Here is a 15,794-nt window from a genome sequence, read left to right on the forward strand (position 1 = left end):
GAAGGGTGTCCTTGCCCTCCACCGGCATCACCTAGAAGCCTTGGAGGGAAGCTCGCTGAGTCCCCCTCCACCCTGCCTTCCGGTTCCAAAACAGCGATGCGCCGGGCCTCGAGGGCCGCCCCCCGGAGGAAGCGCTCCGCTCGAGCACCCGATTTCCCTAGGACCAGCTCCTCGTCATGCGCCCCCCAGGAGGCTTGCCCGTGGGGGTTCCCACATTGGCCAGATGCCTTGGGCTTGGAGGGCCTTGGTCACGCATAGCGCATCTTGCAAGCGTCTACCCAGATGTGGGTGGCCACCGAAGCCACACGTCGCGTATTTTGGGAGTTTGTGGGTTAAGATCGAGGCTCAGGCAAAGGCTACGTTCTGGGGGTGCTTGCGCCGAGCTTCCATAGCACCCCCGCTTTTTTCACACTTAAGGACGTCAGATCAAGGAACCCACGAAGGCATGATGCAGCCTGTGCCCCGGGACTTGGCCTTCCTCAGGAGTCAGATGAATCCTGAGCGAAGGTGTAATGCCGGGGTTTCCGAGGATCGGGACTTAGAGCGCCAAACACCCCCGGGTACTGCCGCACCACCTCCTCCCAGTCCTCGTCATAGCGGAACGCCACCACCGTGTACCCAAGCTCCAAGAGTCTCTCCCGCTGACGTTCGTCCACCTTTTTCTGGTGCTCGGCGTCATGAGGGGGGCCGTCCACGTAGACCGCCACGTGTGGCCGATAGAGGAAGTCGGCTACCGTGCTGGCCTCCGAGATGCGGTATTGCGCCTCATCTGGCAAACGCAAACCCCTATCCGCTAGGAACTGGAGGAACGCCCGCTCCAGCTCCGACTGGCACCTTGCGAGAAGCGCGTCCAGGCGCTCCGCATTCGCCGCCGGCGCCTTAGGAACAACCTCGCTTTGCGTCAACCGGAGCAGGATGTCCCTCACCTCGTGCCGATTCAAGCGAGGGGCTTCCCTCTGGTTGTTGTAGGAGAGCAGGCACTCGTGACAAGCCCGGGCGCACTCTTCCCTTAGGTCTCTGCCCTGCTCGTCGAAGTGTAAAACCTCCAGGGCACTCCTGGCCACCTCAGCCAGGAGGTCGCCTTCCTCCACCAAGCGGCGCAGGATCCCAAGGCCGCCCTCGGCGTTCTCGTAGAAGAGGTAAGCCCGCTCCTCGGCGTTTCCCACCAGCTCCAGGCCCAGCTCGGACTCCTCCACCTGGAAGAGCCGCTCCATGCCCCGCTTCAAGGCGTACCCAAGGCTGACCTCCGCCTCGGGACGGCTTCCTTCCAGGAGGGAGGCGTGCTTAAACAGGAGAGCGTTTTGCGTCACCTCCACCCGCAGGGCTACCCCCACCGCCTGAGGAAGGCCGGGGGTCTGGGGCGTCTTCGCCTCCTCGTTTGCGCCGCGCAGAATCTCCCCCGTGGCTAGGTCCACGGTGAAGCCCCGGACCTCTCCCCGGCGCTGGCCCCGATTGATGTAGTGCATCCGCATGGACGGGCTGTAGAGGAGGTCCGCTTCCTTTTCGCCCACCCGCAGCACTCCCTTTTGCGCCCCGACCCGGTTCACCTCGTAGAGCAGGCGCACGTCGAAGCCAGCCCGGTTGCGCTCCTCCTCGTTGGCGGTGATCCGCTCCCTCCGCTTCATGGAAACGCCCACCAAGTCCAAAACACGGTAGGAGATGAGGTTTTCCCCGTCCAAAGGGGCGCGGCAGGAGGGGCAGACGGCGGCATTCTCAGGAACCTTGGCCCCGCACCGCCCGCACCCCCAGACCTCGCGGACGGAAAGCCCCCCGGTAGGGGCCAAGAGCCTCTTGGTCACCCACTTTCCCCCCTCGTGATAGAAAAAGTTGCCAGGGGCGAACTCCGTGAGGGCCAGCCGGCGGGGGCGGCTGATGTACTCCCCCGCCCCTCTGGGGACGAAGGCCCGTACGGGCAAGGCCATGAGGTTGTATCCGGGCAGGAACTCCTCGGAGGCCAGGTAGCGGTACGGGTAGAAGTCCCCCTCCTCCTTCTCCGTCCCCTTTTGCAGGAGCAAGTCGATTTGCCGGATCGCCTCCTCTGTCAAAGCCCTCCCCCGCTCCCGTTCCTCCTTGGACCTCCGGGGGTGCAACATCTCCTGACCCCGCTCCCACAAGGCCAAGGCGGAGCGGTAAAGCTCCCGCCACGTGTCGAAGGCCCGGTCAAAAGCGGCAGGGGCCTCTTCCACCACACGCCTGAGCCAAGCCTCCCCGAACCAGCCCGTGGTGGAGAGTTCCTGCCAGTCGTGGGCGAAGACCTTCTTCAAGCGGCCCAACAACGCCTCTTTCCGTTCGCCCGTCCTCTCCAGGTGCCGCTGGACTTCCTCGTGCAGGGGCAGTCCTGTGACCTCCGTGTTCACCACGAACTCCACGCTGTCCCGCAGCGGGAGGGCCAGGGTCGCCAGCCACTCGGCGTGGATGTGGGCCTTGAGAAGGCTTTCGTTGCGCAGGTCTAGGGCTGGCGTGCGCACGCTTCCCGCCACCATCTCCTCCCGCTTGCGGAAGAAGTAGCGGTCGTGGTGGGAGAAGGCCCCGGCGAAGGCCACCACCAGGCCCGGTTGCCCCTGCCTCCCAGCCCGCCCCACCCGTTGGGCGTAGTTGGCAGGAGTGGGAGGGAGGTTACGCAGGTGAACCATGTCCAGGTCGGCGATGTCCACCCCCAGCTCCAGCGTGGGGGAGGCCACCAGGTAGGGCAGGCGGGGCTCCTCTTCCCCCCGGAAGCGCCGCTCGCGCCGCTCCCGCTCCTCGCCCTGGACCTGGGCGGTGTGTTCCCGCCCTTCCAGCCGAGCCAGGACTTGGGCGCTTTCCCGATAGAGCGTGCGGAAGTAGGGGTTGCCCTGCCGCTCCACTTTTCCCCGGTAGCGCACGGGGTCCAGGCGCGGGGTGCCGTCCCCCTTCCGCCACCGGATAGCGCTCATGGGAATGCGGTAGCCCTCCCCGTCCTCCCGCAGGAGGTCGTGCTTCTTCAGGAGCTCCACCCACGCCTTGAGAAACTCGAGGGTAGGAGCCACCCCGAACCTCTCCCTGAAGATGCGGCCAATCCGGCCCCGGGTGGAGAAGCGGACGGGGTTCTCGCTAGAGCCCTCGATGAGGAACTGGGCGGCGTACACCGGGACCTCGGTTTCGGGGTCGATGGCCCAGAACTCGCTCAGGTACTCCCTCGTCTTATCCACCAGCTTTCTGAAGCCTTCAGCGCTCAGGAGGTCGTCCCCCACCGCCAGGTGGCGCCTCAGGTGGTCTAGGAAAAATCGTGTGGCCTCCCCAGCCTCCTCCGGGGTGAAGGGGGCGCTCCGGAATCGGCTCAGGAGTTTAGCCGCTTCCTCCAGGAAAGGAGGGTCCTCGGCGTAGGGGTAGGCCACCTCCAGCAGGCCCACCTCCTCCAGGTTGGGCTGGGCGAAGCGCCAACCCCGGCGCAAGTCGGCGTAGAAGCGGTAGCGGATGAGCTCCTTGAAGGCTTCCTTCACCTTGCGGGCACCGGAGCTATCCTCTTTGAGGTCAGGGTTCCTGGCGATCTCCGCCAGGGGGAGGGGAAGCGCCTTCAGGACCTTTTCGGGAAGGGTTTGCCAGTCCAGCTCCTCCTCCCCTTCCAGGGCCTGCACCAAGGCGGCCCGAAGGAGCACCGTGCGGACGAAGTCGTTGAAGTGGCCCGCCTGCAAGGAGGCGTCTTGGCGGTTGTCCGTGAAGGAGAGGAGCTTGTCCCTTCCCTCCCCCAGGACCTCCCTGGCCTTGCGCAGGAGGGCGGCGGCCAACACCGTGGTGGCCGAGGTTCGGCCCTCGCTCCCCAGGTAGGTGACCTTGGAAAACTCCCGTTCCTGCCCCGTCCAGTCGGCCCCGCACCGCAAGCAAAGGCTGAAAGGATAGGGCTGGAAGTAGAAGGGGTGGTAGCCCTCCCTTCTCTCGGCGGAGATGGACCCATCAGGAGCCACGAACACCAACCGGGGGCGCCGCTCCTCCCAGGTGTTCCTGAGCCTGCCCCGGGCGTCCTTCCAGGAGTCGGGAAGGTCCTCCTCCGGGTCGAAGTCTTCCACCCAGGCCAGGTAGCCGCTGTCCTCTCCCCCCAGCTCCTCCAGAACGGGCAGGTACCGCCCCCCTTGCTTGCGCACGGCGTAGTACTCCTGCCCGCAGGCGCGGCAGAAATAGAGGGGGTAAAGGAGCTTCCCCGAGGGGCCGTAGGGCTCGGTGCTGAACTCCCGTTCCTCGGAAGGCTCCAGGCTACCGTAGACGGGGGAGGTTTGGGCCAGGAACTGGTGAAGCTTGAAGGCGAAGAGGGGCCGCCCCCCCACCCGTTGCTGCGCCCCCGCCACGAGGACCTCCTCCAGGCGCTTCCGGGCCTCCTCCTGGCTCACCCCGGCCCGCTCGGCCAGCTCCTTGCCCACCTCGGAGAGGGTCCTGGGCTCCCGGCGGACGTAGCGCCCCGGAGCCTCCTCCTTGAGGCCCAGGGCGTATTCGGCGAAGCGGGCGAGGGGGTGACGGCGGAAGGCTTCGGGCTCGTGGGGCAAGGGCGAGGAAAGGGCGGAGCGAAGCTCCTCGTCCGTGGGCGGGCCGCCCACCGTGGCCCCCTCCAGGACCTCCTCCACCACGTCCTCGGGGGAGATGGGGGCGCCGAAGAAGCGGCTGGCGAAGCGGGCCACCTCCTCCCTTCGCTCCTCGGGGGTGGCCCCCTTGCGGGCCACCAGGGTGGCGCTGGTGCCCACGTGGATCACGGGCCTCTCCCCTATCCGGGCCCGCAACCGCCGCACCAGGATGGCCACGTCCGCCCCCTGGCGACCCCGGTAGGTGTGAAGCTCGTCAAACACGAGGAAAAAGGGGGCCGAGGCGGGGGGAGGCGAAACCAGGCGGTGGTCCTCAGGGCGGGTGAGGAGGTACTCGCCCATCACGTAGTTGGTCAGGAGGAGGTGGGGTGGGTTGTCCCGTAGCTGGCGGCGCTCGTCCTCCGGGGTCTGGCCCGTGTAGCGGGCGAAGCGCAGGGGGAAGGGCCTCTGGGTGCGCTCCTCGTAGCGCTCCTTTAGGTCCTTGAGGGCCTTGAGCTGGGAGTTCACCAGGGCGTTCATGGGGTAGACCACGAGGGCCACGGGTCCCTTTAAATCGGGGTTCCTCACCACCAGGTCCACGATGGGGATGAAGTAGGCGAAGCTCTTTCCCGAGCCCGTGCCCGAGGTGAGGACATAGCTCCGCCCCTCCTTGGCCCTGCGCAAGGCCGCCACCTGGTGTTCGTAGAGGAGGAAGGGCTCCCCATCCGGTCTGCGGAAGATTTGGGCGGTGGTGGGGTGGAGGACACCTTGCTCCACCAGCTCATCCACGCTTCCGCCCAGGCGGTAGGCGGGGGAAAGCTGGATCAGGGCCTCGGGCCAAAGCCCCCCGTTCTCGGCCAAGACGTGCTCCTCGACGAAGCGCTCCAGGCGCTTGTCGGCGATGTTGACGAAGGAGCGGACGAACTCCCGGTACTCGCCGATCGCCCGCTGGTGAAGGCCAAAAACGCTCACTCGGCACCTCCTCGCTCGCTACTCAGCCTATTCCAAGCCTCCAATACCAGCCTCCGGGTGCGGTACTCGCCGTAGCGCCGTTCGTCCTTGTCCCGGAGCACCCGGAAGGTTTCCCCGGGAAAGGCGCTGGCCTGGCGGCGCTTCTGGTAAGCGCCTTCGTCGAGGGGGTCTTTTACCTCTTCGTAGTTTGAGAGAATGTCTTCGAGCTCCGCCTGGGTGAGGTCCTGAGGGTCCAGGATGTAGCGGATTTGTTTGCGGTTTAGGCCGTAGAGCCTGGCGTAGTAGGCGTCTAGCTCGGCCCGTAGCCGGGCCCGCCTGTCTTCATCCCATTGGAAGGGCGGGAAGGGGTAGGGGTGGGTGAGCCAGGAGGGAGGCTTGTCCGGGTGCGTGGGGGCTGCCTCTCGCCAACGCCGGATGGCTTCCCGGAGGCCTTCGTCCGCCTCTTCCCACACCTCCTGGGCCAAGGGGGCGAGGTCCCAGGCGGTGTAGGTGAGCTCCAGGACCCGGGGGACGATGAAGCGGAGGTCGTGTTCTGTGTAGCGGTTGGGGGGGAGGATGGGGAGTTGCTTCACCACGTGGTATTTAAGGTGGGTTCCCCCGATTTTCTGGCGGGTAGCGTAGTCCACCACCAAGGAGTTGAGGGAGCCGAGGAGGAGAAGGGCTTCCGGGGCGGGGCAAGAAGGGAGCATTTGCAAGAAGGTATCGCCTGCGCCTACCCGAGGATAGGCAGATGCGACCATGGTACGTTCGTTTGTGGCATTGGTGATATCCCGCCACCCCATTAACCAAGAGCGCTCCCACCGCCACACTACCTTCCCCTGTCGGTCTCTAACCTCCAGCCGCTCCTCCACCTCCTTAGCCGAAACCCAGTAGCGGGGCAGGGGTAGGTGGGTGGGGTCTTGGTGTTCTTCAGGGGTGAGGTCCCGGGTGTCTTTCCCCTCGTAGGTGGCGAAGCGGTGGTCGTAGTGCCAGATCATCTTGGCCTCGTACAGGGGAAGAAAGACCTCGCTCCCCCGCACGAAGCGGTTGGCCTCGAGGCTAAATCCATCGCTCTTTAGGTCCTGTTGCGTGCGAAAGAGGTAAGAGTCTGTGTTCATCATGAACATTAAGACAAGCCGCACCTTCCAGGGGTTGTACTCGGGGTCCTCCCTCCAAAGGACAGGGACGCGCTTATAAATCGCCTTGGTCAGTTCGGCGTCCTGGCGGGTGCGGAAGACGGGGCAGGTCTTGGTGTTGGGGTTGAGGAGGGCGAAGTCTTGGGGTTCCAGGGAAAAGGTGCGGGTGGGGTCCAGGGCTTGGTCGGGCTGGGTGAGGAAGAAGGCCAGTTTAGCGGGCTCTGGGGAAGGGGGACGGAGGGCGAAGACGGCAAACTTCAAACGACTGTCCACGGCGGGGAAGAGCTTCTCCCGGTTCTCAAAGTCCAGCAAGGCCGCAAGCTCCCCTTTTTGCACCAGGTCCGCAAAGAAGAATTGCGTAAAGCTATCAGTCGCTATGCCTGTAGGCACAATAAGGCCAACCCATCCCTTCGCATTACGAAGCGTGCGAGCTTTTTCCGCAAATAATGGTGCTAAGTTTAGCCGACCGCTGCTGGTCAGGGGGAAACGACCCGAGTGGTGAATAAACCCCTGAAGTGCCTTGGTTGTATACATCGCATCCTGATATTCGCCCCAAAGAGCAGGATCTTCTTGTGGGAGTTTCTGAATCATTGCTTTTCGCTTCGCCATGTTAGCTGCATTGGCGATGTCAGGGCGAACTTCTCTGAAAAATTCTTCGTCATCAAACTGCACTTGGTCCCACGGCGGGTTCCCCAGCACCACGTCAAACCCCCCGTGGGCGAAGACCTCGGGGAACTCCAGCCACCAGTGAAAGAAGCGGTGGCGCTGGGCGAGCGCCTCGGCACGCTCCCTAAGAACAGGGTCCACCCCACCCTCCAAAGCCCGCCACACCGCTTCCGTGGTGATAAAAGGCCCCCCGCCAGAAAAGCCCTGGAAAAAGGCAGCCGTCCAAAGGTCCGAAGCAAGCTTGAGCCTTCCCCAAGTTTCTTCTCCTTGGAGGTCCTCATAGCGCCTGGCCTTGGCGGCCACATCCTGGGCGCGGTCCTCGGGAAGGCGGGCCAATTCCTGAAGAACCGTGGCCAGGTTCCTCTGCTCCTCCTCCAGAACGCTCTCCCGGGGCGGGGCAAAGAGGGTCTGCTCCCCCCTCCGTTGGCGGCGGTTCTCCTTTTTGAGGAAGGACGCCACCTCCCTAGCGTCCCCTTCCTTGGGGGCGAAGGCCCCATCGGGGATCCCCTCCACCAGGGCCCTGGGGTCCAGGACCCCCACCAGGGAGTTCCCGCACTTTATGCGGTGGTCCAGAAAGGTGAGGGGTTTCCCCGGCACGTGGCTTTCCATCCAAAGGGCCACCCGGCAGAGCTCCACCGCCAGGGGGTTCAGGTCCACAGCGTAGAGGCAGTTCGCCACCACGTCCCGCACCGCCTGGCGGTAGACCTCGGGGGAGGGCTCCTCCTCCCCGGTGCGCACCTGGGCCAGGCGGCGGGCGAGCCTCCGGGCCGCCCCCAGAAGGAAGTGGCCGCTCCCCGAGGCGGGGTCAATCACCTTGAGGGAAAGGATGGCCTGTTCCTGCGCCTTGGGGTCGTCCCCCGCCTCCTTCAGGCGCTCCGCCACCACGGGGTCCAGGGCCTCCCGCAAGACCAGATCCACCAAGCTGTCCGGGGTGTAGTAGCTTCCCGTTCGCTTCCTTTCCGTGCCCGCCCGGAAGGCGAAGCGCCGCTCCCCGCCCGCTCCTTCCACCACCGGGGTGTGGTCCAGGAGGCTCTCGTACACCGAGCCCAGCTCCTCCACGTCTAGGGCGGCGTAGTTGATCCGCTTCAGGAGCTTGTCCTTCTCATCAAAGAAGAAGGCCAGGTGGTGGAAGGCTCGTAGGAGGTGGCGGTTCTCCACGGCGTAGGGGCCCTCCTCCAAGGGGATGGGCTCAAAGAGGCGCCCGTTGAGGACCTCGAGTCCGAGAACCCGGGCGGCGGGCTCGTCCCCATGGGTGAGGCTGGGGTCCCGGAGCAGGTGGAAGAGGGTCTTCAGGCCAAGCCAAAGGTCTATGTCCTCGGTGTAGGCTTCCCGGTCGGCGCTCAGGTCCAGGAGGCGGCGCACGGAGAAAGCCTGTCGGTAGAACTCGTTCCCCCCCAGCACCCCCCGCGCCTCCGCCACCAGGAGGAAGAGGACCCGGTAGGCCACCCGCAGGAGGTCGTGGTACAGGGCTTCAGGGTTTCGAGCGAGGTCCTGGCCCCCCGGGCCCCGCAGGAAGCCCGTGCCCAGGTCCACCAAGAAGCCCTCCACCGCTTCCCTCAAGCGCTCCTTGGCCCGCTCCCCTTGCGCCAGGGCTTGCTGGAAGTACCGCTCCATCGGGGAGTCCTTGGCGCTTGCCCAATCCTTAGGCAGGCGGGAGCGGTGGAGGAGGCGGTAGACCAGGGCGAACTCCTCGGGGCGGTCCTCCTCCATAAGGGCTTCCAGGTCCACCTCCAGGTACGCTTGCCGCCGCACGAAGGGGCTATCCCGCAGGAGGCGGAGGTGGCGCCCGTTGGTCACCAGGCCCCACAGGTGGTCCGAGGCGTTCAGGTAGTCCTGCAGGAGGCCATGGGGGGAGCGGCCCCTGCGCCCAGCGCGGGAGAGGTCCTGGCTCCAGGGAACCACGTGAACCGGGGGGCTCTCCGGAGCCTCGTCGGCCCCGTAGAGGATCTCGTACCGCTTGCCCCCTGCCTCGGCCCAGCCCCGGTGGTGCAGGCGGTAGCCCAAAAGCTCCAGAAAGGAGCGGACCCACCTTCGGGTCAGCTCCCCTTCCGCCTCCGTGCCGAGGGCGCCCTCGATGCGCTTCCGCAGGACGCTATAGAGGGCCTTGGCCTCCTCGTAGGTTTCCGAGATCTCCTCCTGCAGGGCCCGCCCCGGCGGCAGGCCGAAGTCCTTAGCCCCTTGGAACGGCACCTCGCCCCGGCGAAGGGCCTCGAGGAAGTCCGGGCCGAAGAGTCCCCCTTCCACCCGCAAGGTCCCGGGCTCCCTATCCGCCTTTGCGAAGTCCCTGACCGGCACCATCCGCTCAAGCCTCCCCCTTCATCGGCAGGACCACCGCCACCGCCAGGAGATCCGGGGGAAGAACCGCCTCCACCTCCACGTCCCCCACCCGCTCCCGCGCCGCCCGCCTCAGGGCCCGGTGGGCCTCCTGCACCTCCCGGGCCCGCTTCTTTAGGTAGCCCTCCACCTCGCTCCTTGCCTCCTCGTAGCGCTTGAGGGCGAGGCCCAGGTATCGGCTTAGGTCCCCCTCGGGGTTGCCCGCCGGGGGAAGGGCGAGGAGCCTCGAGGCTTCCCCTTCCAAGAGGGCCCCACCCCGAAGCGCCAAGAGGCGCACCTCCTCCCCCAGGACCTCCCCCTTGCGGTCTTTGAGGCGGTACCGGGGCCTAAGGAGGTAGAGGTAGGTGGCTTCCGGCACCCCCCTCGCATGCCAGACGGCGAAGCGCCCTTCGCTCCGGGCCAGAGGTCCCTCAAAGAAGTGGCGGGCTAGGGCCACCACCAGGGGGTGGGTCCGCCCAGCGAACTGCGCCCCCTCGGGCGCTGGGTCGGTGAAGGCCAGGCGCAAGGGGCGGAGCTTGCCCCGGGCGTCGGCGAAAGCGTCCCGCACCCCCTCAGGCAGGTCGGGTCGGGGATGCAGGAGAAGGGCCTGGCCCTCCTCCCCCACCTCGAGGCCCAAGAGCCTGGCCGCCAGGAGGACGAAGTTTCGAACCGCCTCAGGGCTTCCTAGGACGGCATCCGTTTCCTCGAGGGCCCGCATGGCCTCCTCGGGGCGCATGGCCCTCTGGGCGAAGCGGCTCCGGCTCACCCGTTCCCGCTCCACGTCCCGCCCCCAGCGCTCCTCCACGCCCTCCGCCTCGGCGAAGAGGAGGGGCTGGGCCTCGGCGTAAAAGAGCTCCCGCACCATGCGGTCCACCACATAACGCTCCTCGTCCGGGACGGGGACGTAGACCCCAAGGTCTTTGCGGATGCGCTCCGCCTTGTCCAGGAGGACCGCCACCACCTTCTCGTCCATGGGGTTGTCCTTGCCCCGGTACCGGACCGCCACCACCTCCTTGGCGGCCTGGCCGAAGCGGTCCACCCGCCCCTCCCGTTGCTCCAGGCGGTTGGGGTTCCAGGGGAGGTCGTAGTGGACCACGGCGGAGAACCCCCTTTGCAGGTTGATCCCCTCGGAAACGCAATCGGTGGCCACCAAGATGCGGGGGGACTCCTCCATCAGGGCCTCCACCGCCTCCCGGCGCAGGGAAGGATCCATCCGGCCCGTGACCGTGGCCACGTGGACCTTGGGAAAGCGTTGCCGCAACGCATCTCCCACGTACTCCGCCGTGTCCACAAAGTGGCACCAGACCACGGGGTGGTGTCCTTGCTGCAGGAGTTCCTCGAGGGTGGTGAGGAGGCCCTGGAGCTTAGGGTCCTTCTCGGGGGAGATGGCCTGGGCCAGGCGCCGGAGTTCCCGGAGGCTCCCGGGGCGGGCCTCCTCCACCACCTGGAGCAGGGGAGAGGGGGTTTCGTCCTCCGAGGCGGCCTCCGCCGACTCGTAGACCGTGGGGGCGTACCCTTCCAGGGCTTCCTCGTCCAGGCGCATCCGGCGCTCCAGGGCGGCGAGAGCGCTTCGGGGGCTGGACATAACGCTCCTGAGGAGGGTGAGGGCGCCCCACCAGCGGAGCCTCCGCCGCCCTTCCGCCAGCCCCTCGCTTCGCCGCACCACTTCCCGGGCGTAGGCGTAGGCCCGCTCGTAGAGGGCGCGGTACTCCGGGCTCAGGGTGTAGTGCCGATAGACCACCTTCCGCTCGGGAAACAGGGAGGCCCCCTCCCAGGTTTCGGCGATGTCCTTCCGGGTGCGTTGCACGAAGTGCTGGGCCAGACGAGCTCGCTTTTCCTCATCCAAGCCGCTTATGTCCCAGGCGGCGAACTCGGGGTGCAAAAGCCCGAGGAGGCGGCTAAAGGCTTCCGGGATGCCGCTGTGGGGGGTTGCGGTGAGGAGGAGGAGGTGGCGTTCGGGATCTTCCGCCAGGGCGCGGACCAACTCGTAGCGTTGTTGCAGAGTGGCGGTGGGTCCTCCCACGGCCCCGTGGGCCTCGTCCACGATGACGAGGTCCGGGGCCCCCTGGAGGAAGAGGGGCTTGTGGCGCTCGTGTTTCACGAAGTCGATGCTCGCCACCAGAACCCGGTGGGCGCCGTAGACGTTTTCCCCTGGGGGCACCTCCCGCTCCAGCCGGGCCAGGCTCCCAGCGGACACCACCACGGGTTCCAGGGCGAACTTGCCCTGGAGCTCCTCCACCCACTGCTCCAGGAGGTGGGGCGGGGCCAAGACGGCCAGCCTGCGGGCGAGCTTCCGGTCTAAAAGCTCTCGGGCGATCAGGCCCGCCTCCACCGTCTTTCCCACCCCCACGTCGTCGGCGATGAGAAGGCGGACCGGGTGAAGGCGCAGGGCCATGAGCAGGGGAACTAGCTGGTAGGGCCTGGGCCGCACCCCCACCCGGCCAAGGCTCCGCAAGGGGGCCACCCCGTCCCGCAAGAGAAGTTGGGCGCCTTGGGCGAAGAGTTGCAGGCGTTGCCAGGAGCCCGGCTTCTCCGCCCCTGGGGGCGGAAACACGGAGGGCCTCAGGCCCTCGTGGGGAAGCGCCGCTTCGAGGGAGGCCACCAGCCCCAGGTGGACGGGAAGGAGGGCGCTTTCCGCCCCGGCTAAGGAGCGGAGGTACAGGTACTCCCCCTGGCGATCGGCGAGGACCCAGTCCCGCTCCCGGTAGCGGACCAAACTGCCGAGATGGAAGGCGTTCGCTTGCGTCATAACCCACGCATTTGCAGGCCGAGGGTTCCCTACAGCCCCAGGAGGTCCATAAGCTCCCGAAGCTTCTCCTCCGCCGCCTTTCGCTTCTCCTGGGGGAGGGCCTCGAGGTCTAACCGTTTGAGCTTTTCCGCCACCTCGTGGTGCCAGGGCTTGGGTCGCGCTTCCCGCTTCAGGAGCTCCCGCACCCTGGCCTTGAGCTCCCTCAAGGAAAGCCCCGCCTTGGCCTCCTCCAAGAGGGCCTTCCGGGCCTCCTCCTCCTTCACCTTCTTGAGCTCCAAGGCGGCGGTGTAGGGGAGGGCCCCCGCCTCGAGGGCCTCCCTCAGGTCCTCGGGCAGGGTGAGGAGGGGGAGGCGGTTCTGCACGAAGGACTCCCAGGACATCCGCCCCAGGAGGCGAAAAACCTCCTCAACCTTCCCCGCCTCCGGGCTACCCATAACGTTATGGGTAGCTTTGCCCCCCTTCTCGTTCCGCATCCGGTGCAGGAGGCTCACCACCTCCTCCCGCCCCTTCCCGAGCTCCAGGGAGAGGAGGTCCAGGATCCCCACCGTTTCCTCGTAGGGGTTCAGGTCCTCCCGCTGCAGGTTCTCCAGGAGGGCGATGGCCTGGGCCGCCCGCTCGTCCACCTCCAGCACCACCACCGGGACCTCGGAAAGCCCCGCCATTTGGGCCGCCCGGTAGCGCCGCTCCCCGGCCACGATCTCGTACTTCCCGTCCCCCTTGGGGCGCACCAGGAGAGGCTCCAGGACCCCGTGGGCCCGGATGGACTCCGCCAGGGCCTTCAGGGAGGCCTCCTCGAAGCGGCGGCGGGGCTGGGGGCGGGGGAGGAGCTCCCCCAAAAGCGCCGTAGACGAAGCCGGGCGCTTCGCCTCTTCCACCAGTCCCTTTAGGTAAGCGCGGATAGCGCTCACACCACCACCTCCTCGTAGCGGAAGACCTCTTTGAGCAGGAAGTCCGCCAGTTTGGCGATCTCTTCCGCCGCCTCCTTGTCCCCCGTGAGCTGGATGGGCACCTGCTCCTCCGTAGCGCGGCGGTGCGGACCCGGGCGGTAGGCGATGCGGGGGGCCACAGGGGCGATCTCCTCCAGCTCCTTTATGGTGTCCAACACCCGGTTGTCCCCGGCGGTGCGGGCGTCGTACTTGGTGGGGACGAAGGCCCGGATGATGTGCGGCCTCCCGGCCACCCGCTCGGGGTCCACCTTGCGCAAGGCCTCCCGGTACTCCTTGGCCACCCCAATCACCGCCCGCAGGGCCTGCACCCCCTTGGCGCCGGTTTCCACAGGCACGATGAGCCCATCTCCCGCCAAGGCGGCCATCACCGCCAAAGAGCCCAGGGAGGGGAGGGAGTCCACGAAGACCAGGTCGTAGTCCGTAAGCTTCTCCAAGGCGGTGCGCAGGGCCAGCGCTCCCAGGGGCTTGCGGTCTAGCTCCAGCTCCCCCACCGCCAAGTCCACGGAGGCGGGCACCAGGTGGAGGTTCCGCCCCACCTCCCGGGGCCGAGGCAAAACGTCTTGCCGGATGACCCTAAGGAGGGTTTCCCCATCCTCTACGGTGCTCGGGTCCACACCAAGCCACGCCGTGAGGTTGGCCTGAGGGTCGGCGTCCACCAATAGGACGCGGTAGCCCCTCGAGGCCAGCTCAAACCCCAAGTCCCGGGCCAAGGAGGTCTTCCCCGCCCCCCCGGCGTGGGTGAAGAGGGTATATACCTGCCTGCCCCGCTCCGGGCCGTCAATCTCCACGGGGATGTACCAATAGTGGCCAAGGCGCACTGCCTCCACCCGGGCCTCCCGGATCCACTTCCGAGCCAGGCTTTCCGAGATCCCCTCCATGCGGGCCCACTCCGTGAGGGGCACCAGCCGCTCCCTTTTCATGGGGGAAGCCTACCAAGGAAGTGCGCTTTAGCGCAAGGGTCCTGTGCCGCCTCCCGTACTATCGGGCGGCGAAGCCCGCCACCCAGACGAGCTCGCAAGCCCCCGCCCCCGTATCCTTGCGGGTCGTGGAGGTGCGCCAAAAGAAGCCATCCGGTCCGTACACGTTCACCAAGTACCCCTCCAGGCGCACCACCTGCCCCGGCCGCGCCCGGGCCAGGGCCCGCTCCAGCGCCTGCGTAGCGGGGATCAGGTGCATGTTGGCGCTGCTTTCCACGATCTCCTGCAGGGGGATGGGGGGCTCCCCCGAGCCGGCGTAGAAGTAGAAGCGGTCCGCCTGCCACAAGCGCATCCGCCGAAGCACCGCCGTGTCCGACATCCGTCCCCAACCCAAGGCGAAGTCCCAAGGGGCAACGGCGGCCCCCCGGTCATAGCGGTAGCGGCGTTTGCTGAGGAGACGGGCCTCGAGGCGAAACCGGGCCACGGGCTCCACCCGATAAACCCCCTTGCGCCACGCCCGAGGGTCCTCGGGGCTTAGAGGGCCTTGGAAGGGCGGATCTGGAGCCAGCACCCCGGGCGGGGGCGGCTCTGGGCGGCCCCAAAGCCACACCACCCCCAAGACCAGGGCCAGGACCAGGAGCACCTTGGCCACAGGGCCATGCTACTCCTCCTTGGCCGCCGTGGGAAACACCTTGGCCCGGCCGTAGCCCAAGGCGGTCTTGGCCCCCACGCCGGCGAAGAAGGCGAAGCGCCCTAGGGCCCAAAGCCAAGCCCGCTCCTCCTCCGTGGCCCGGGGCAGGTGGTAGACCACTCGGCCCACGAAGCCCACGGTGTCCACCTCGGTCTCCGCCTTCAGGGTGCGCCCTTCCAACCACCGCACCGTGGTCCGCTCCAGGAGGGCTTCCCGCACCCCTTCCGGGGCCTTGAGGGGCCCGAAGGCCTCGAGGCGCCGAAGAAGGCTTTCCATCACCAGTTTGGGCTCGGGCACGGGGTAATGCACCCCCTTGCGGCGGAAGAAGGTGGGGCTGTGGAAGCGCAGGGGAAGGTCAGGCCCCAAGGGATTTTGGAAGAGGCGGGGGTAGGTGGACACGCCCGCCCAAGGATGGCCCTCCTGGAGCACCGCCCGCACGCGAAAGGGCTTGCCCAAACGCGCCGCTTCCCCCTCGAGGGCGAAGAGCCGGGGGGAAAGCCTGGCGTACAGCTCCTCCTTGAGGAAGCTCACCCGGGCCCAATACGCCCCCTCCTTCCCGCCGAAGCCCAGGGCAAAGGGGTTTTCCCCCTGGTCGTGCACCTCGGGGGCCACCTCCCGCAACAAGGCGTAGAAAAATCCCCTAAGCCCTAGGGGCTCGGGCGGGCCTTCCCCCTCGAGCAAAAGCACCACGGCGGCCAGCACCACGGGGCGATTTTACAGAAAAGGGGGTGTGGGGGCCATAATGCCCCGGTTTTCAAACCGGGGGGACCCCCACGCGCTCCGAAGGAGCGTGTAGCGGGATAAGCGAAAAGCGCGCTATCCTACGTGGAGGACGGGGATGCGCAAAGCCTTCAAGTACCGCCTCTACCCCACCCAACCCCAGGCCAAGGACCTGGAGCGCACCCTGGACCTCTGC

Annotated in this window: 8 protein-coding genes; 1 reads left to right on the forward strand and 7 read right to left on the reverse strand. The window is 66.9% G+C overall.

Features of this window, described 5'->3' with window-relative positions:
* Positions 1-479: 479 nt before the first annotated feature.
* The 7 genes from ABXG85_RS12130 to cas6 are packed head-to-tail and all read right to left on the reverse strand — an operon-like array spanning position 480 to position 15,583.
* On the reverse strand, positions 480-5,480 hold the full coding sequence (locus ABXG85_RS12130) for a DEAD/DEAH box helicase (protein WP_353513885.1): 5,001 nt from the start codon (positions 5,478-5,480) through the stop codon (positions 480-482).
* Positions 5,477-9,559, reverse strand: coding sequence for an Eco57I restriction-modification methylase domain-containing protein (locus ABXG85_RS12135; RefSeq protein ID WP_353513886.1), 4,083 nt, complete (start codon positions 9,557-9,559; stop codon positions 5,477-5,479). The genes ABXG85_RS12130 and ABXG85_RS12135 overlap by 4 nt, the downstream gene beginning before the upstream one ends.
* 4 nt (positions 9,560-9,563) lie before the next feature.
* A complete protein-coding gene (locus ABXG85_RS12140) occupies positions 9,564-12,323 on the reverse strand; it encodes a helicase-related protein (protein WP_353513887.1) in 2,760 nt (919 codons plus the stop codon).
* A 29-nt stretch (positions 12,324-12,352) separates the two neighbouring features.
* A complete protein-coding gene (locus tag ABXG85_RS12145) occupies positions 12,353-13,231 on the reverse strand; it encodes a ParB/RepB/Spo0J family partition protein (RefSeq protein ID WP_353513888.1) in 879 nt (292 codons plus the stop codon).
* Complete coding sequence (locus tag ABXG85_RS12150; RefSeq protein WP_353513889.1) at positions 13,228-14,190, reverse strand: AAA family ATPase; 963 nt, start codon at positions 14,188-14,190, stop codon at positions 13,228-13,230. Before ABXG85_RS12150 ends, ABXG85_RS12145 begins: the two co-directional genes overlap by 4 nt.
* Before the next feature lie 58 nt (positions 14,191-14,248).
* On the reverse strand, positions 14,249-14,839 hold the full coding sequence (locus tag ABXG85_RS12155; RefSeq protein ID WP_353513890.1) for a hypothetical protein: 591 nt from the start codon (positions 14,837-14,839) through the stop codon (positions 14,249-14,251).
* Between the two features lie 9 nt (positions 14,840-14,848).
* Positions 14,849-15,583 (reverse strand): CRISPR-associated endoribonuclease Cas6, encoded by a 735-nt coding sequence (gene cas6 / locus ABXG85_RS12160; RefSeq protein WP_353513891.1) that lies wholly within the window; start codon positions 15,581-15,583, stop codon positions 14,849-14,851.
* A gap of 133 nt (positions 15,584-15,716) precedes the next feature.
* On the opposite strand from cas6, the gene ABXG85_RS12165 reads away from it, so the two are divergent.
* Positions 15,717-15,794: helix-turn-helix domain-containing protein (locus ABXG85_RS12165; RefSeq protein ID WP_353513893.1), on the forward strand; the 78-nt coding region annotated here is incomplete at its 3' end.

Origin of the sequence: Thermus sp. LT1-2-5 (genome assembly GCF_040363165.1) — a bacterium.
Lineage (GTDB): Bacteria > Deinococcota > Deinococci > Deinococcales > Thermaceae > Thermus.

Bases quoted from the DNA above. Each gene is read 5' to 3' on its own strand.
- ABXG85_RS12150 (WP_353513889.1), bottom strand. From the start codon at position 14,190: ATGAAAAGGGAGCGGCTGGTGCCCCTCACGGAGTGGGCCCGCATGGAG.
- ABXG85_RS12140 (WP_353513887.1), bottom strand. From the start codon at position 12,323: ATGACGCAAGCGAACGCCTTCCATCTCGGCAGTTTGGTCCGCTACCGG.
- ABXG85_RS12135 (WP_353513886.1), bottom strand. From the start codon at position 9,559: ATGGTGCCGGTCAGGGACTTCGCAAAGGCGGATAGGGAGCCCGGGACC.